This window comes from Aquimarina ulvae (genome assembly GCF_053613295.3).
The window spans coordinates 136,482-154,129 of sequence record NZ_JBSIBP030000008.1 but is presented as its reverse complement, the minus strand read 5'-3'; the positions used below and the strand labels follow the sequence as shown (position 1 = coordinate 154,129).

The window sequence follows — 17,648 nt, the reverse complement described above, 5'->3', positions numbered from 1 at the left end:
ATGGCCACAAAAATAAAAGATCCAGGTATTGGTTTGTCTTCGAAAGAACAAGCTAAACGCTTTATAAATTCCGACGGTTCTTTTAATATTAAACATATAAACAGACGGACTTCTATATCCAGGAGTTATAATTATTTGATTAGTATTACCTGGGCAAAATTTTTTGGATGGGTGCTCTTAGGGTATATCGTGATAAACTCATTTTTTGCATTTTTGTACACAGTAATCGGAATTTCTGCTATTGCAAAACCTACTGGTAACTTGTTCGGGGATTTTCTTAAGGCTTTCTTTTTCTCTGCACAGACAGTAACTACGGTAGGATATGGAGCAATGGCACCAAAAGGTGTAGTATTTGGAGTTATTTCATCTTTCGAAGCACTCATTGGATTACTAAGTTTTTCTTTTATAACTGGTTTGTTGTATGGAAGATTTTCAAAACCCAAACCGAGTATCAAGTTTAGCGAAGCTATAATTGTAAAAGAACATCAAGGAACCGATTGTATCATGTTTAGGTTGATGGGGAGAAGTACCAACGTCATGATTATGCCTAAAGTGAAAGTAACATTGTCACTTTCTCAAAAACTTAAAAATGGGAAATACATAAATAATTTCTACAATTTAGCTTTAGAGCGAAGTGAGATTACCTATTTACCCACAACTTGGACAATTGTTCATCCAATAGATAAATCCAGTCCTTTAGCAGAATTCGATAGAGATCAATTAACTAAACTTAATGGAGAAGTGTTGATTCTCGTTAGTTATTATGATGAATCCTTTGCGCAAGAGGTACACCAGATACATTCTTACATACTTAAAAACACAAAACTAGACATGGCCTTTGTGCCTGCTTTTCATTACGATGAAGAAGGCTATACTGTGTTAGACCATAATAAGTTAGGTGAAACTGATAGTGCAAAAAGGAAGTAAGTTGCTATGCGCTTGTTTTTTTGCAACAATCAATGGATTATTTAGTTATTTAATAGATGAATTAAAGTTTTTGTAATACGGCAGAAATATCTATTTTTGCCAGATGTTTTTTAAGATATGAATAGATTGTTGTTTTTGCTTATAATTGTTATTTCCCTTGGTTCTTGCAGTGAATATCAAAAAGTACTAAAAGCGGAAGAAGTAGGGCCTAAATATAAATTGGCAGAAGAGTTATATAAAGAAGGTAAATACAAAAAAGCTTTACGCCTTTTCGAGCAGATCGTTCCTCAATTTAGAGGAAAACCACAGGCAGAAAGAGTAATGTATTATTACTCAGATACTTATTATAATCTTGAAGACTATTATCTAGCAGGGTATCAATTTGAACGATTTGCAAAGTCATATCCTAATAGTGAAAAAATAGAGGAAGCGGCATATAAAGGAGCAAAAAGTTACTATTACTTATCTCCTAGATACAGTCTGGATCAGACTGAAACAGATGAAGCTCTAGAAAAGCTTCAGACATATATAAATGCATTTCCAGAAAGTGAAAACCTCGAAGAAGCAAATACATTAGTAGCCGAACTCAGAAATAAGAAAGAGAAGAAAGCTTTCGAGATAGCGAAGCAATATCATCATAGAGAAAACTATAAAGTAGCAATAGATGCTTTTGATAATTATCTAATTGATTATCCGGGATCTGCTTTTAGAGAAAAAGCATTATATTACAAGTTAGAATCACAATATTTATTAGCCATTGGTAGTTATGAGGTGTTTGTAGAAGAACGACTCGAGATGGCAAATGATTTTTACGATAATTATAAAAAATATTATAAAGAAGGTGAGTTTACTGCCGATGCTGAAGAAATTTCAGAAGATATAAAATTAAGGTTAGAAAAATATAAATAGAAATATTAGGAGAAGATGGATTTGAAAAAAAGCAATGCCCCAGTAAATACAACTACTATTGATAAAAATTTAGTAGATCAGCCTACAGATAATATCTATGAGGCAATTTCTGTAATATCTAAAAGAGCAAATCAGATAAATACAGATATAAAGAAGGAACTTTTAGAGAAATTAGATGAGTTCGCAACATATAACGATAGTTTAGAAGAAATCTTTGAGAATAAGGAACAAATAGAAGTTTCTAAATTTTATGAGAGATTACCAAAACCTCATTCTTTGGCAGCACAAGAATGGCTAGATGGTAAAATTTACTACAGAAATACAAAGACAGACTCGGAATCTCTATAAATATGTCATCAATAGTAGGCGGTAAAAATATTCTAATAGGTGTTACCGCTGGTATTGCCGCGTATAAAACAGCTACTTTAGTTCGTCTTTTTGTTAAATCAGGTGCAGAAGTAAAAGTAGTAATGACCCCGGCTGCAAAGGATTTTGTGACACCGCTTACACTATCTACGCTATCTAAGAATCCGGTGCATTCTTCCTTTTATGATGAGGATGACGAAAATGCCGAGTGGAACAATCACGTGGAACTTGGGCTTTGGGCGGATTTTATGATTATTGCTCCGGCAACCGCAAATACCTTGTCAAAGATGTCAACAGGTAACAGTGATAACTTATTATTGGCTACCTATCTTTCTGCTAAATGTCCTGTTTACTTTGCTCCAGCAATGGATTTGGACATGCATAATCATCCCTCAACACATCTTACTTTTCGAAAACTACAGGAGTTTGGAAACATTATGATTCCTTCAGAATCAGGAGAACTTGCTAGCGGTTTAGTTGGACAAGGAAGGATGGCAGAACCATCTAATATTGTCAGTTTTATTGAAAATGATATTCTGAGAAAGTTACCTTTGAAAGGACAAAAAGTTTTAATAACTGCCGGTCCGACGTACGAAGCCATTGACCCGGTTCGATTTATTGGAAATCATTCTACAGGAAGAATGGGTATGGAGCTGGCCAAGTCCGCAGCGAATCTTGGAGCACAAGTAACATTGGTTCTGGGGCCTTCTTCACTACAAGTAATACACGATTTTATTACTGTAATACCAGTTATTAATGCTGCATCAATGTACGACGCTGTAGCAAAAGAATTCGATAACTGCGATATCGCAATAGCATCTGCTGCAGTTGCAGATTATAGGCCTAAAATCATAGCCAATCAGAAAATAAAAAAATCAGATAGTAATTTTTCTATAGAATTAGAACGTACAACAGACATTCTTAAATGGATGGGTTCTGTTAAAAAGAATCAATTTTTAGTTGGGTTTGCTTTAGAAACAGAAAATGAAGAAGAAAACGCAATAGGCAAACTACAAAAGAAAAATTTAGATTTGATTGTTTTAAACTCTCTTAACGATAAAGGTGCTGGTTTCAAAGGAAAAACTAATAAAGTAACCTTAATTAATCATAAATTGCAAATAAAAGCGTTTAAACTAAAAACCAAAGCGGCGGTTGCGCAAGATATTTTTAATGAAATTAATGAACTACGAAATGCATAAATTCTTTCTTTTTATTGTAGTTTTATATGGTATAGGACTTAATGCCCAAGAGTTTAACGCTACAGTCGTAGTAAATGCTGAGCAGACGGGAAATCCTAATTTACAGGTTTTTAAAACATTAGAAAGATCGGTAACAGAGTTTATAAACAATACAAAATGGACCGAATTAGAGTACCGCACAGAAGAAAGAATTGATTGTAGTTTTTTTATAAATATTCTTGGTAACGCTAATGATAGTTTTACAGCAACAGTTCAGGTTCAGGCATCCAGACCCGTATACGGATCAAATTATAAAACTACAATTTTGAATATAAACGACAAACAGTTTAATTTCAGGTATTTAGAGTTTCAACCGTTAAATTATAATCCTAATAATTTTGAGTCTAATCTTATTTCCGTTGTATCTTTTTATTTATATACGATTCTAGGAGTGGATGCTGACACTTTCGAATTAAATTCGGGAACTTCGTATCATCAGGAAGCCAAAAATATAGTAGGTAATGCCCAAGGAAGTAATACGTTGGGTTGGAACGGGCAAGATGGAACTCAGACAAGATTTAGATTAAATGATGATTTACTTTCAGGGACTTTTGATGGGTATAGATCGACTTTGTATACCTATCATCGAGAAGGCCTTGATATCATGAGTAATGATTTAAAAAAAGGAAAAGAGACTGTTTTAGAATCTTTGAAAACATTAGAAGAAATGCATAGAACCAGACCTAATTCCTATATTATGCGAGTTTTTTTTGATGCCAAGGCAGATGAAGTGTCAAGAATTCTTTCTGGTGGCCCCGCTCTAAATATTGCTGAAACTATGGCAATGTTAAATAGGATAGCTCCAACCTATGCCAGTAATTGGGCAGAGATAAAATTATAAATTTTTCTTTTCTTGAAATCTCTTTAAAACTATACTATCTTTACCATCTCTAATAAATAATAAAAACATCACAATCCCTTGTTAAGAAGTCTTTCGATAAAAAACTTCGCTTTAATAGAACATCTGCATGTTTCTTTTGATACTGGTCTCATCACGATTACCGGAGAGACTGGAGCGGGTAAATCTTTGCTTCTTGGCGCATTGGGGCTTTTGCTAGGCAAGAGAGCCGATCTAAGTAGCGTAAAGAATAGTACGATAAAGTGTACCATCGAAGGAACTTTTGATATAGGGCGATATGATCTAAAAACGTTTTTTGAAGAAGAAGATCTTGATTATGAAAGTGAAACTATTATTAGAAGGGAAATCTTACCATCCGGAAAATCAAGAGCATTTATAAATGATACACCAGTCACACTGAACTCTTTGAATAAACTAGGCCCGCGTTTAATAGATATTCATAGTCAACACCAAACATTAGAGGTTACTACAAATGATTTTCAGTTTGAAGTATTGGATGCTCTTTCAGAATCCAGCAGAGAAATACAGTCTTATAAACGAGGTTTGTTGTTACTAAAAGTCAAAGAGAAAGAAGAAAGCGTTTTGCTAGAAAGCCAACAAGAGCTAACAAAAGAACACGATTATAATTCCTTTTTACTCAATGAGCTTGAAGAAGCAAAACTTAAACCTGGAGAGTTACCGGAATTAGAAGAGCGTTATGAAACGCTTGTCAATATTGAAGAAATACAAGATCGATTATCCGGCTCAGTTGCTTTATTTTCTGCAGAAGAAGTCGGAGTTGCTGATCTTTTAAATACAATAAAAACAGATATTTCTAAGATAGCGCCATATTCTGGAGCTTTAAAAGAACTCTCTGATAGGATTCAGAGTGTTTATATCGAATTAGAGGATGTGAATGATTCATTACAAGATGAACTGGAGCGGTTAGAAGCAGACCCAGAACAATTACAAGCTGTTAGCCAGAGATTACAGATGATTCATAACCTTCATACAAAACATGGAACATCTACTACAGAAGAGTTGATAAAGATTAAGGAAGAACTTCAGGAAAAAGTTTCTAAAACGGAGTCACTCACACAGGATATTGAAACTATAAGAAAGGAAATACAGAGCACAAAAGAGCAATTGGACGAGGTGGCTGTTAGAATTCATAATAAGCGAACAAAAGCACTACCAAAATTAGTTTCAGAATTGGAGGATATTCTAAAGTCATTAGGGATGCCAAATGCCACTTTTAAAACTTCGCTAACCTTGCAGGAAAAGTATTTTTCTAATGGGAAGGAAATTTTGGAATTTTTGTTTTCTGCTAATAAAGGAGGCGCTTATGGAGAGCTCAAGAAAGTAGCTTCAGGCGGAGAGCTTTCCAGAATAATGATCGCTATAAAAGCTATCTTGTCTAGATATACACAATTACCAACGATTATTTTTGACGAAATAGATACAGGAGTTTCTGGAGAAGTTGCACATAAAATGGCCGATTTGATGATGGTTATGAGTAAGAACTTACAGGTTCTTAGTATTACCCATTTACCACAGATTGCCGCCAATGGACAGAGCCAGTATAAAGTTTTTAAAGAAGATATAAACAACACTACAGTAACAAGGTTGAAGCTGCTGAATGAGAACGATAGAGTTAAAGAAATCGCCGAGATGATAGGAGGAAAGGATATTTCGGATTCTGCATTAACTCACGCAAAATCATTATTACAACAGTAAAACTAAAGTTGTTGGACTATAGCTCCGGTTGAAGTCGTTTTATTATCTTTACTATTCATAAAATCATTTATAATTTAGTATTAAATGTCATATAATTTATTAAAAGGTAAAAAAGGTATTATTTTCGGTGCACTTGATGAAAATTCAATAGCCTGGAAAACAGCAGAGCGTGTTTTTGAAGAAGGAGGAACTTTTGTTCTTACAAATGCTCCGGTTGCCCTGCGTATGGGGGCAATTAAGGAATTAGCAGAAAAAACGAATTCTCAAATCGTACCCGCAGATGCCACCTCACTAGAAGATCTGGAAAATCTTGTTGATAAATCAATGGAGATATTAGGAGGAAAACTTGATTTTATTCTACATTCCATAGGGATGTCAGTAAATGTAAGAAAAGGTCGGCATTATACAGATTTAAACTACGATTGGAGTGAAAAAGGCTGGGATATATCTGCACTTTCCTTTCATAAAACGATGCAGACTTTGTTTAAGAAAGAGGCTATGAACGAATGGGGTAGTATAGTAGCGCTAACGTATATGGCAGCCCAAAGAGTTTTTCCTGATTATAATGATATGGCTGATAATAAAGCGTATCTCGAATCTATTGCACGAAGTTTCGGCTATTTCTTTGGTCGGGATAAAAAAGTAAGGGTCAATACTATTTCTCAATCTCCAACACCGACTACAGCAGGAAAAGGAGTAAAAGGATTTGATGGATTTATTGAATATGCGGATAAAATGTCGCCTTTAGGGAACGCTTCTGCCGCAGAATGTGCAGATTATACAATTACTTTATTTTCAGATTTGACTAAAAAAGTGACCTTACAAAACCTGTATCACGATGGCGGATTTTCAAATATGGGAGTTAGTCAGATGGTGATGGAGAAGTTTGTAGACGAAGAATAGTATTAGACATAAATACTGGTCTTGATATGTTCAATTTTGTTAGGGTGGAACATTTGAATAGTATGCAAGGCTTCTTATAATAGCTAAAATCCTAATCTTATAAATATGGCAGGATTCTTTGGTTTAGTTACTTTTGTTTTATGAATATTTCTTTTTCTTTTATCATTCCAGTATATAATAGACCAAACGAAATAGATGAGTTGCTAAATAGTATGGTTTCGTTGAAATTTGACAAATCATTTGAAGTAGTAATTGTAGAGGATGGCTCTTCTAAAACCTCAGAAAATATAATCAAAATCTATAGGGATAGGCTTCAAATTAGCTATTACAAAAAGGTAAATACTGGTCCTGGAGATTCTCGAAATTATGGTATGCGCAAAGCAAAGGGGAACTACTTTCTTATTCTGGACAGTGATGTAATACTGCCCTCTGATTATTTAAAAAGAGTTGAAGAATGCTTATCTAAGAATTTTGTCCATTGTTTTGGCGGTCCAGATGATGCACATACGAGTTTTTCTAACCTTCAAAAAGCGATAAGTTTCAGTATGACCTCTTATCTCACAACAGGGGGTATAAGGGGGAAGAAGAATGTTGTTGGAAAATTTCAACCTCGAAGCTTTAATATGGGAATATCTAAGGAAGCTTTTGAAACCTCAAGAGGTTTTGGAAATATTCACCCGGGAGAAGACCCTGATCTTACTATACGACTCTGGAAACTGGGATATGAAACTACATTAATACCGAATGCAAAAGTATTTCATAAACGAAGAATCTCGTGGAAAAAGTTTTATATACAGGTACATAAATTTGGATTGGTAAGACCTATTCTCAATCAATGGCATCCGGAAACATCAAAAATCACCTATTGGTTTCCAAGTCTTTTTATGGCATATATAGTATTTGCTATAGTTATGACAGTAATAGGTTATTGGTATTTTATGGCGTTATTGGTGTTGTATTTTATGGTTGTTTTCATGAGTGCAACGTTACGTTATAAAAGTTTGTCTATTGGTATTCAGTCTGTTGTTGCAGTATTTGTACAATTTTATGGTTATGGAAAAGGATTCCTAAAATCTTATTATTATATTCATCTTTTGAAAAAGATACCCGAACAACAATTTAAAAAGTTGTTTTTCCAAAAGTAACACCTATGCCCAAAAAAAAATTGAATAGATTTTCTTTAAAAAGGAATAATGTTAAAACATTTCTTTTTTTCTTGGTATTTACTTCTATTCTATGGCTTTTTATACAATTCTCTAAAAATTATACTCAAGAGGTTATATGTGATGTTCTTTATATCAATGTGCCTCAGGATAGGATTTTGGATGAGGATAGTGATCAGACTATTAAATTAACACTTAATGGCAACGGTTTTAGGTTGATAAAAAATAGATGGAGTAGACCTAGGTTGAAATTTGATATTAAGAATGCTATCGAAGCTAAAGGAGGTGATTATTATTTTGACATTAGTAATGCAAATCAATCTTTAAAAAATAAACTGAAATTTAAAGGGAGAGTTCTTTCTGTTCAAAAAGACACATTAAAAGTAAAACTAGATGTTAATTTGGAAAAGAAAATTCCAATACGATTGTTAAAAGAAATTCGGTATGTTCCTGGATATGGTAGTGATGAAGGAGTCGTTCTTGCCCCAGATTCTATTACAATAAGTGGTCCACAAAGAATTGTAGACTCAATTAATTATGTAGTAACCGAAAATCTGAAACTGGAAGAACTTAATACAAACTATAAAACATCCTTATCTATTAAAATCGATAGTTTACCTCCAAGGGTTAATATAGTTCCGAAAGAAGTAGAAGCGATCATTACCGTAAGTAAATTTACAGAAGGAAGCCAGGAAGTTCCAATAACGTTAATTAACATCCCGGAAAATAAAGAGATAAAGATTTTTCCAAAAGAGGTTAAAGTGGTTTATAGAGTAGGACTTGATAAGTATAATGAAATAAGTCAAAGAGATTTTAAAGTAATAGCGGATTATAATAAGGTAGCAGATGAGAGTTCTTTTTTAATACTAGAATTAATAGGTATGCCCACTTCAATCCACGATGTTCGGTTGCAAGATAAACAAGTGCAATTTGTGATTCTTAATTAGATGACAAAAACAGTAGGGCTTACAGGAGGTATAGGGAGTGGAAAATCAACGGTTGCAAAGATGTTTGCAAAGTTTGATATTCCTGTATATATAGCTGATGATGAAGCTAAAAAACTGATGAGTGAAGAGACTACCGTAAAAAAGCAGATTGTTGATCTTCTAGGCGTAAAAGCCTATAGTAATAAAGGCCTGAATCGTACATATATTGCAAACAAAGTATTTAATAATAAAGAGTTATTAGAAAAATTAAACCAAATCGTACATCCAGCAGTAGCTACTCATTTTAATGCCTGGAAAAAGGAACAAAAATCTACTTACGTAATAAAAGAAGCCGCTATATTGTTTGAGAACGGTGGATATAATCACTGTGATTTTACAATACTCGTTACTGCTCCCGAAGAAGTAAGAATAGAAAGGGTTTTAAAAAGGGATAATTCTACCAGATCTCAAGTTGTTGCAAGGTTACATAACCAATGGAAAGATGCAAAAAAAATTCCAATGGCAGATTTTGTGATACAAAATATGAATTTAGAAGAAACTTGGCTTCAAGTTAAAAAAATTCATAATAAATTAATCCTTTAATTGTGTTATTTTCTTAATCTTTCATTTTGTTAACATTTGGTTAAACCGTAAAGTAGCTAAATGTTAAAGTCTTACTTTTGACCTATGAATAAAAGGTTATTCGCATTGCTGATCCTTTTGATGAGTTTGTCGTTAATCGGGATTATTTTTGTTCAGGGATATTGGATTCAGAATACAGTAGAGAATAACAGAGAACAGTTCTCTTTCAATGCAAAACAAATATTGATTTCTGTTTCCAATAAAATTGAGTATAGGGAGTTTGAAGAAATGTATTATCCCTTACAAGAGATTTTAGACAGTATCAAAGAACCAGATAATAAAACAATACAACAGCTCTTAGACATAGGTTTTGATAAAGGCTCATTTGCTTTTGGTGATGGTGTTTTAGAAGAAGATTCTAAACTGTTTTCTTCATTTATCGATTTTACGATTGATACGGTGAGATTAAAAGATATTTTGAACCGAAATGCAGAATTAATTGATGATGATAAGAAAAGTAATCCATCTAAACAATGGTCTAATTCAAAATTAAATAGATTAAGTAAACTCACTGATCTGCAAAGAAGAGATTATGAAATTGTGATAGATCAGCTAGCTAATTTTATTCCTATTCATAGAAGAGTAAAAAAGGAAGAAGTTGAGAGATTACTCAAAAAAGAATTGGCAGAAAGGGATATGAAGGTAGATTTTGAGTATGCTATATATAGTAATGCGTTAGCTACTCGAGTACGTTCTGATGATTTTAGTGAAAATGAAAGTGATGGTAATACTTTTGCAGTTCCTCTGTTTGTCAATAATGAAGATGGATCAAGTTTATATCAGCTATATGTAAACTTTACAGGTAAGAATAGATATATATTATCGACCATAAAAGGAATGGCAATTTTGTCGGTCATTTTTACGTTGGTAATTGTAGTGGCATATTCAAGTGCTTTATCGCAGTTACTCCAACAACGACAAATATCACAAATAAAGACAGACTTTATTAATAATATGACGCATGAACTCAAAACCCCTATAGCTACAATTAACCTGGCATTAGATGCTATTAAAAACCCTAAAATAGCAGACGATCCTGATAAGGTAAAGCGTTATATGGTGATGATACGTGAGGAAAATAAAAGAATGTTAACTCAGGTAGAAAATGTATTAAGAATATCTCAATTAGAGAAGAATGAGTTAAATATTAAGAAAGAGCGTCTAGAATTGCATGAGATTATTGAAGATGCAATTACCCACGTTTCTTTAATCGTAGAGAATAGAGAAGGGTATGTAAAAACACATTTAGGAGCTCTTAAATCAAGTATACTGGCTAATGATAGCCATATGACTAATGTGATTGTGAATATGCTGGATAATGCAATTAAGTATTCCGAAGGAGCACCAAAAATTGATATTTATACAGAAAATGTAAAGAATAGTATTGTATTGAAAATTAGGGATCAGGGAGTTGGAATGAGTAAAGTTGCTCAAAAGAAGATCTTTGAGAAATTCTTTAGAGAGCATACCGGAGATTTACATAATGTAAAAGGACATGGACTTGGACTGACGTACGTAAAAAGAATAATAGATGACCATCATGGTCAAATATGGGTGGAGAGTGAACGGGGAAAAGGCTCCACATTTATAACTAAATTACCGTTAATATCTTAAAATATGGAAACAGAAAACAAAAAGATTTTGCTTGTAGAAGATGATCCTAATTTCGGTACAGTGCTGAAAGATTATCTTGTTATGAATGAGTATGATGTTGTACACGCTAAAAATGGTATGGAAGGCTTTGAAAAATTCAAAAAGGATGATTATGATATGTGTATCCTGGATGTGATGATGCCCTACAAAGACGGTTTTACTTTGGCAAAAGAAATAAGAGAAAAGAACGAAGATGTTCCAATCATTTTCTTGACCGCAAAAGCAATGAAAGAAGATGTACTTAAAGGATATAAAGTAGGAGCTGACGATTATCTTAATAAGCCTTTTGATAGCGAAGTGCTGTTAATGAAAATACAGGCAATAATGCAGCGTAAGAGTACTGAATCGGTTGCAGATAGTAAACAATTTGAATTTAAAGTAGGAGGATTTCACCTTAACTCAAAGCTTAGGTTTCTTACTTATAAGGAGGAAGAGCCTATAAAGTTATCTCCCAAAGAGAATGAATTACTACGTTTGTTAGCATTGCATCTCAATGATTTAATGCCAAGAGAGCTAGCGCTTACCAAAATATGGAGAGATGATAACTACTTTACTTCCAGAAGTATGGACGTCTATATCGCCAAACTAAGAAAATATTTAAAGAAAGATGAAAATGTGGAAATTCTGAATATCCACGGAGAAGGGTTCAGGCTTGTAGTAAGAAGCGATGAATCCTAGATAACGGTAACATTCTATTTAAAAATCGCTATGGTTTATGTTCCATAGCGGTTTTTTTAATATAGGATATTATTGATTCTGAATCGCACTGATAATCAAACCATGCTATTTCATGGTCTTTCCTAAACCAAGTCAGTTGTCGCTTAGCAAATCGCCTAGTATTTTTCTTAATTTCGGAAATAGCAAAATCCAACTCCCAATTTCCTTTTATAAACTCAAAAATTTCCTTGTAACCCACTGTGTTTAGTGCGTTCAAGGATCTATACGGATAGAGGCTCTTTACTTCATTCAGTAATCCCTCTTCGATCATTATATCTACTCTTTTGTTAATTCTTTCATAAATGATCGCTCTTTCTGCGGTGAGTCCTATTTTAATAATATTGAAATGTCTTTTTTTTGATGAATGGGTAATGAATGATGAATACGGTTTTCCACTACTGATACATACTTCTAGTGCCCGCATCACTCGATGTGTATTTTGGAGATCTACTTTTGCGTAGTAAAGAGGATCTAGTTCTTTCAATTGTAGTTGCAGACTTTCTATTCCTGCTTCATTATATCTTCTCTTAAGTGCTGTCCTAACATCTTGATGAACTTCAGGAAAATGATCTAATCCTTTGGTAACTGCATTTACGTACAATCCCGAACCACCAACTAATATAGCATATTTGTTACTACAGAATAGCTCATCTAATGTAGAAAGAGCATCTTTTTCAAAATCACCAACAGAATAGTTTTCTTGTATACTTTTATGTTGTATGAAATAGTGTTTAGCCTGAGTTAATTCTTCTGTACTCGGAACTGCAGTACCTATACACATTTCTTTGTAAAATTGTCTACTATCAGCAGAAACAATATCACAATTAAGGTATCTAGCCAGTTGAATACTTAAGCTTGTTTTACCTATTGCAGTAGGTCCCACGACTACGATAAGGGTATTGTCAATCATTGTATAAGGTATGTCCGCAGTTATGACAATGTTTTGCTCCATCCTGATGTTTTCTGGTATTACAGTTAGAACAAGATTGTGAGTTTACATTCACAATCGCTGTTTTTTGACCTGCCGCGTATTCTGCACTAACAATTCCAGTAGGTACCGCAATAATACCGTATCCCATAATCATAATAAGAGCAGCCAGAAGCTGACCTACAGGGGTTACAGGTGCAATATCACCATATCCAACCGTAGTCAATGTTACAATACACCAGTATACACTTATCGGGATACTCTTAAAACCACTTTCTTCTCCTTCTATAATGTACATCAGTGTACCAGCAATAATACAAACAACTACAACTGCAAATAAAAAAACCAGAATTTTTGCTCTGCTATCTTTAATGGCTTTAGCAAGTTTGTTGGATTCTCCAATATATCTTGAGATTTTTAATATTCTGAATACTCGAAGTAATCTAAGAGCTCTAACCGTAAGCAAAGCGCTCGATCCAATCATAAAAAAGGATAGATACAAAGGAATTGTAGATACAAGATCAATGATGCCGTAGAAGCTAAATATATATTTAAAAGGCTTTTTCATTGATATCACTCTAGCGATATATTCAAAAGTAAAAAAGATAGTGATCACCCATTCTGAGTAGTATAGAAAATCATATGTACGCTCAGCTAGACCTTTAACACTTTCCATCATCACAAAAATGATGCTCAGTAAAATAAGAATTAAAAGGATTACATCAAAAAATTTACCCAACGGAGTGTCCGCTTCATAAATAATCTCATGTAGCTTATCTTTCCAGTTTCTTGTATGTAATTTTTGATTCAAAATTGATTGTTTTAACGAAAATACTAAAAAATTAACTTGTTTTTTTATTGTTACCGCGGTGTTATTTTCATATCAACGATTGGGTTAAAAAAATCTTTTAACGATGTATGCTATTCCTTAGGGTAATAGGGGAAAAAAGTAAAGGTATGATGAATCAAAAGACTATAGTATTTTCAATTGTTTGGGATATAACTTTTAGTAGCGCTTATAATGGAAATATTACTTTTTGGCGTTGACCTTATTACTGTCCAAGGCAATAATTTTTAATCTTTTATGTTGTCTTATATAGCTTTGTATAATGTGTTGTGCATCAGGGTTATGGTTCATAGGAGTTATTATGGATCTTAAAATACCAATGTTATTAATCTGATGATTAAGATTGAAATATCCGATTCCTTTAAATTCACCATTTTCTATTAATAGTACACTTTGCTCATCAATGTCCCGACCGCGATCAATTACCATCATATTTTTATTACCAAACGATTGCTTGGCAATAAGCTCTTGTACCCGATTATTATATGTCTCCACAGATTCGTTTAAAATGCAGGCACCATTGCATTTTTCTATAGTATGATGAAAACAATTTCCTGATCTGTTATCTAATCCCATTAATTTTAGACATAAGTTATATTCTTCTGTCCAGCGTTGCATGAAAGATTTGGCTTGCTGTCTATTCGTAAATGTGGTAATGCTGGCTTTACGTCTGTCAGCTTTTTTAACGATAAGGTTTATATATCCGTGATCATCAGTAAACTTATATAGTGCTTGATCGAATTTAGTTCTTTTCAGTGATCGGTTATACTTAGGTTTATTGAGTTTTATTTCTTCATTTTCTTTAAGCAATGCTAATAATTCACTTCCTGTAATTTCATAGGTTACACTGGCTACTTCATCCTGAATATTCTTTGATTTTCTATTATCATTGGTGAAATGTTGGGTAACTCTTTTCTTTATATTTTTACTTTTACCGATATATATAATCGTACCATCTTCTCGATGCATATAATAAACTCCGGTAGAAGAGGGGACGGCTTCAATAAGTTTGAGTAATTTATCGGCTACTTTTCTTTTGGTATCTAGTCGTACGGTTTCTTTAAGAATATTTTTCTCAACATCTTTTGAAAGAAGCAGTTTAAATAGTTTTACAGTTGCCTGAGCGTCTCCTGTAGCTCTGTGTCTATCCGAAATGGCAATTCCTAAACTACGAACCAATTTTCCCAGACTATATGATTTCTGATCTGGAATTAGTTTTTGAGAAAGCTCTACTGTACAAAGAGAACGTCTTTCAAAATCAAAACCAAGCCTGTCAAATTCAGTGCGTAAGATCCTATAGTCAAAAGCGGCATTGTGTGCTACAATGATACAATCAGTCGTAATTTCTACAATTCTTTTCGCTACTTCGTAAAACTTTGGAGCACTGCGAAGCATTTTGTTGTTTATTCCTGTGAGATTAACGACAAAAGGTTGGATAGGCTTTTCTGGATTAACCAAGCTAATAAATTGATCTACTACCTGATGTCCGTCAAACTTGTAAATAGCGATTTCTGTAATCCCTTCTTCATTGTATTTACCTCCGGTAGTTTCTATATCTAAAATCGCGTACATCATTCGTGTCTGGCGGAATCTTCTTTATGGATTTGTTATTTGCCTAAAGTAACATTTTTTAATGACTATAATTTCTTGCTCCAAAAATTGAACTTCCGATGCGTATCATGGTACTACCACAATCGATGGCAAGTTGGTAATCTCCACTCATACCAATAGATAAAGATGTTAACTGATGATGATCTTGTTTCAGTTTTTCGAAAAGCGATTGTATGGAGGTAAACTCTTTTTTAATTTGCTTCTGGTCTTCTGTAAAAGTAGCCATACCCATAAGTCCTGTGATTCTAACATTAGACAATTGTCTTACTTTTTCAGAATTAAGAAGATCTATTGCGTCTTCATCGCTAAGTCCAAATTTGCTATCTTCTTCGGCTATTTTGATCTGTAAAAAACAATTGATGGTTCTATCATTTTTGATAGCTTGTTTATTAATTTCTTTAAGAAGCTTAAAACTATCAACAGCATGAATAGTATCTACATACGGAGCCATGTATTTTACTTTATTCGTCTGAACATGACCAATCATATGCCAGGAAATATCTTTAGGCATTTCTTCCCATTTTTGAGTCATTTCCTGAATCTTGTTTTCTCCAAAGACTCGTTGCCCAGCTTGATGTGCTTCTAACAAATCAGCAATAGGTTTGGTTTTTGACACCGCCACAAGTGTAACATTATCCGGTATTGTTTCTAGTATTTCTTTAAGATTTTTTTCGATAGAATTCATAAGGTGCAAAGATACCGAAATTAATAAAAATTTAGTTTGAAATCGCAGCCTAAAAACAAGAGAATGTTATCCAAAAAATAATTGTTTTTAAACACCGATTTAAAACATGCTTTTTACGATAAAGAATACGCTGATTATCAAACAATAATTATATCGTTTGGTTGATCTAACATTAGGTCAAAAGGTCCGAACCGTTAGGATTAAAAATGATCTTTACACTGGAAGGAAGGCTGTTATTCAAAATAATATTCAAAATTCTTAACGTGCTCACTCTGGATATATCAATAGTGATGGCTTCAACATTGATTCTTAGAATTCATAAATGGTAATACCGCTTCTAAGTTTGGGCTCTATATATGTGCTTTTTGGTGGCATCTTTAAACCTTGATCCGCAATTTTTTTCATTTGATCTACCGTAGCAGGAAATAATCCAAAACCGACTTGAAACTCTCCAAGGTCTATTTTACTTTTTACATAGACAATTCCTTTTTTTCCGTGGGAGTATTCAATTCTATTATCAGTTCTAAGATCTTTAATTCCCAGAATAGGGTCTAATACAGTCTTAAATAAAATTTGTGCATCTAATTCTTCCAATGCATTGGTAAATTCGTAGATGGTTTTTCTAAGATATAAAGAGTAGAATTCGCCATCCAGATATAAGCTAAAATGATGAGGCTTTGATGGCATATAGACTTCAATGCCTCGGTTTTCTATTCTGAACCACTCATCTAATCGAATTAGAAATTCTTCTTTTGATAAGCCGTTCAGGTCTTTAACCAATCTATTAAATTCATATATCCTCAGATCTGATTCAGGAATCAGGTAACTCATAAAAAAATTATAGGATTCTGTTCCCTGATGATCTAAGTTATTAGACGCTGTATCTTTTGCTAATAAATAAGAAGAAGCTGATCGATGATGACCATCTGCTATATAGATAGTTTTCATTGCTTCAAAAGCAGCTTGAATTTTTTCAATGTTCTTTATACTACCAACTTTCCATACATAATGTGTATCTCGATAGGTAGTAGTAAACTCGTATTCTGCTCTTTCTTTTACAATTTCCTCGATAACATTGGTTATGATATCATTATCCGGATAGGTTAGGAGGACAGGTTCTGCATTAAACCCTACTGTTTTTAGATATTGCTTAAACGTGGTTTCTCGTTCTTTTAGGGTGTCTTCATGTTTTTTGATGATATCATTTTCATAATCTTCGGCACTTGCAGCTGCAATGATACCACAAAATGATTCTTGTTCTCGGTTTACAATTTTATATACATAGAAACAAGGGGTTTCATCTTGCAGAAAAATTTCTTCTTCTTTAAACTCCAAATATCGATTACGCACTAGTTTATACCGCTCCTCACCAGAGATTTCTTTATGATATTTATAACCTGGATTGACGATATGTAAAAAAGAATAAGGATTGTAATCCATTCGAGAATCCCTTTCTTCTGGAGTATAGCTTTGGTAGGATCTTGATGCGATCAAACTTACTTTATCCCGAGTAGGACGAACCGCTTTAAATGGAATTATTTTTGCCATTAGTTTCGTT

The 17,648-nt window shown here is 33.5% G+C and carries 17 protein-coding genes; 12 read left to right on the top strand and 5 right to left on the bottom strand.

Annotated elements, in window-relative coordinates:
* From ACWGOQ_RS17270 to ACWGOQ_RS17215, 12 genes are all read left to right on the top strand, one after another.
* Positions 1 to 927 carry an ion channel gene (locus ACWGOQ_RS17270; protein ID WP_452059403.1) on the top strand — a complete coding sequence of 309 codons (927 nt, stop codon included), beginning with the start codon at positions 1 to 3 and terminating at the stop codon, positions 925 to 927.
* Positions 928 to 1,044: 117 nt separating this feature from the next.
* A complete protein-coding gene (locus ACWGOQ_RS17265) occupies positions 1,045 to 1,836 on the top strand; it encodes an outer membrane protein assembly factor BamD (protein ID WP_452059402.1) in 792 nt (263 codons plus the stop codon).
* A gap of 15 nt (positions 1,837 to 1,851) precedes the next feature.
* Positions 1,852 to 2,184 carry a DNA-directed RNA polymerase subunit omega gene (locus tag ACWGOQ_RS17260; protein WP_118456596.1) on the top strand — a complete coding sequence of 111 codons (333 nt, stop codon included), beginning with the start codon at positions 1,852 to 1,854 and terminating at the stop codon, positions 2,182 to 2,184.
* A 2-nt stretch (positions 2,185 to 2,186) separates the two neighbouring features.
* Positions 2,187 to 3,401 (top strand): bifunctional phosphopantothenoylcysteine decarboxylase/phosphopantothenate--cysteine ligase CoaBC, encoded by a 1,215-nt coding sequence (gene coaBC, locus ACWGOQ_RS17255; protein WP_452059401.1) that lies wholly within the window; start codon positions 2,187 to 2,189, stop codon positions 3,399 to 3,401.
* Positions 3,394 to 4,281: a type IX secretion system protein PorD gene (gene porD, locus ACWGOQ_RS17250; protein ID WP_452059472.1), complete on the top strand. Its 888-nt coding sequence runs from the start codon at positions 3,394 to 3,396 to the stop codon at positions 4,279 to 4,281. Before coaBC ends, porD begins: the two co-directional genes overlap by 8 nt.
* Before the next feature lie 78 nt (positions 4,282 to 4,359).
* Positions 4,360 to 6,015, top strand: coding sequence for a DNA repair protein RecN (recN, locus tag ACWGOQ_RS17245; protein WP_452059400.1), 1,656 nt, complete (start codon positions 4,360 to 4,362; stop codon positions 6,013 to 6,015).
* Between the two features lie 84 nt (positions 6,016 to 6,099).
* Positions 6,100 to 6,918 (top strand): enoyl-ACP reductase FabI, encoded by an 819-nt coding sequence (locus ACWGOQ_RS17240; RefSeq protein ID WP_452059399.1) that lies wholly within the window; start codon positions 6,100 to 6,102, stop codon positions 6,916 to 6,918.
* A gap of 140 nt (positions 6,919 to 7,058) precedes the next feature.
* Positions 7,059 to 8,063: a glycosyltransferase family 2 protein gene (locus ACWGOQ_RS17235; protein WP_452059398.1), complete on the top strand. Its 1,005-nt coding sequence runs from the start codon at positions 7,059 to 7,061 to the stop codon at positions 8,061 to 8,063.
* Positions 8,064 to 8,068: 5 nt separating this feature from the next.
* Positions 8,069 to 9,028: a CdaR family protein gene (locus ACWGOQ_RS17230; protein ID WP_452059397.1), complete on the top strand. Its 960-nt coding sequence runs from the start codon at positions 8,069 to 8,071 to the stop codon at positions 9,026 to 9,028.
* The gene (gene coaE, locus ACWGOQ_RS17225) at positions 9,029 to 9,610 is read left to right on the top strand and encodes a dephospho-CoA kinase (RefSeq protein ID WP_452059396.1); all 582 of its coding nucleotides are present in this window, start codon (positions 9,029 to 9,031) and stop codon (positions 9,608 to 9,610) included. It abuts the gene before it with no gap.
* 84 nt (positions 9,611 to 9,694) lie between these two features.
* A complete protein-coding gene (locus tag ACWGOQ_RS17220; RefSeq protein WP_452059395.1) occupies positions 9,695 to 11,263 on the top strand; it encodes a sensor histidine kinase in 1,569 nt (522 codons plus the stop codon).
* Positions 11,264 to 11,266: 3 nt separating this feature from the next.
* Positions 11,267 to 11,980: a response regulator transcription factor gene (locus ACWGOQ_RS17215; protein ID WP_452059394.1), complete on the top strand. Its 714-nt coding sequence runs from the start codon at positions 11,267 to 11,269 to the stop codon at positions 11,978 to 11,980.
* Between the two features lie 28 nt (positions 11,981 to 12,008).
* Here the strand turns inward: ACWGOQ_RS17215 and miaA are convergent, their stop codons facing one another.
* The 5 genes from miaA to ACWGOQ_RS17190 all read right to left on the bottom strand — a co-directional run bounded on the left by miaA (position 12,009) and on the right by ACWGOQ_RS17190 (position 17,638).
* Positions 12,009 to 12,971, bottom strand: coding sequence for a tRNA (adenosine(37)-N6)-dimethylallyltransferase MiaA (gene miaA, locus ACWGOQ_RS17210; protein ID WP_452059393.1), 963 nt, complete (start codon positions 12,969 to 12,971; stop codon positions 12,009 to 12,011).
* On the bottom strand, positions 12,922 to 13,758 hold the full coding sequence (locus ACWGOQ_RS17205) for an ion transporter (RefSeq protein ID WP_452059392.1): 837 nt from the start codon (positions 13,756 to 13,758) through the stop codon (positions 12,922 to 12,924). The genes miaA and ACWGOQ_RS17205 overlap by 50 nt, the downstream gene beginning before the upstream one ends.
* A 219-nt stretch (positions 13,759 to 13,977) precedes the next feature.
* On the bottom strand, positions 13,978 to 15,366 hold the full coding sequence (locus tag ACWGOQ_RS17200; RefSeq protein WP_452059391.1) for an exonuclease domain-containing protein: 1,389 nt from the start codon (positions 15,364 to 15,366) through the stop codon (positions 13,978 to 13,980).
* 58 nt (positions 15,367 to 15,424) lie between these two features.
* The gene (locus ACWGOQ_RS17195) at positions 15,425 to 16,090 is read right to left on the bottom strand and encodes a YggS family pyridoxal phosphate-dependent enzyme (RefSeq protein WP_452059390.1); all 666 of its coding nucleotides are present in this window, start codon (positions 16,088 to 16,090) and stop codon (positions 15,425 to 15,427) included.
* Positions 16,091 to 16,399: 309 nt separating this feature from the next.
* A complete protein-coding gene (locus tag ACWGOQ_RS17190; protein ID WP_452059389.1) occupies positions 16,400 to 17,638 on the bottom strand; it encodes a DUF1015 domain-containing protein in 1,239 nt (412 codons plus the stop codon).
* Positions 17,639 to 17,648 lie beyond the last annotated feature (10 nt).

Bases quoted from the DNA above. Each gene is read 5' to 3' on its own strand.
- ACWGOQ_RS17270 (WP_452059403.1), top strand. From the start codon at position 1: ATGGCCACAAAAATAAAAGATCCAGGTATTGGTTTGTCTTCGAAAGAA.
- ACWGOQ_RS17265 (WP_452059402.1), top strand. From the start codon at position 1,045: ATGAATAGATTGTTGTTTTTGCTTATAATTGTTATTTCCCTTGGTTCT.
- ACWGOQ_RS17260 (WP_118456596.1), top strand. From the start codon at position 1,852: ATGGATTTGAAAAAAAGCAATGCCCCAGTAAATACAACTACTATTGAT.
- coaBC (WP_452059401.1), top strand. From the start codon at position 2,187: ATGTCATCAATAGTAGGCGGTAAAAATATTCTAATAGGTGTTACCGCT.
- porD (WP_452059472.1), top strand. From the start codon at position 3,394: ATGCATAAATTCTTTCTTTTTATTGTAGTTTTATATGGTATAGGACTT.
- ACWGOQ_RS17240 (WP_452059399.1), top strand. From the start codon at position 6,100: ATGTCATATAATTTATTAAAAGGTAAAAAAGGTATTATTTTCGGTGCA.
- ACWGOQ_RS17235 (WP_452059398.1), top strand. From the start codon at position 7,059: ATGAATATTTCTTTTTCTTTTATCATTCCAGTATATAATAGACCAAAC.
- ACWGOQ_RS17230 (WP_452059397.1), top strand. From the start codon at position 8,069: ATGCCCAAAAAAAAATTGAATAGATTTTCTTTAAAAAGGAATAATGTT.
- coaE (WP_452059396.1), top strand. From the start codon at position 9,029: ATGACAAAAACAGTAGGGCTTACAGGAGGTATAGGGAGTGGAAAATCA.
- ACWGOQ_RS17220 (WP_452059395.1), top strand. From the start codon at position 9,695: ATGAATAAAAGGTTATTCGCATTGCTGATCCTTTTGATGAGTTTGTCG.
- ACWGOQ_RS17215 (WP_452059394.1), top strand. From the start codon at position 11,267: ATGGAAACAGAAAACAAAAAGATTTTGCTTGTAGAAGATGATCCTAAT.
- miaA (WP_452059393.1), bottom strand. From the start codon at position 12,971: ATGGAGCAAAACATTGTCATAACTGCGGACATACCTTATACAATGATT.
- ACWGOQ_RS17200 (WP_452059391.1), bottom strand. From the start codon at position 15,366: ATGTACGCGATTTTAGATATAGAAACTACCGGAGGTAAATACAATGAA.
- ACWGOQ_RS17195 (WP_452059390.1), bottom strand. From the start codon at position 16,090: ATGAATTCTATCGAAAAAAATCTTAAAGAAATACTAGAAACAATACCG.
- ACWGOQ_RS17190 (WP_452059389.1), bottom strand. From the start codon at position 17,638: ATGGCAAAAATAATTCCATTTAAAGCGGTTCGTCCTACTCGGGATAAA.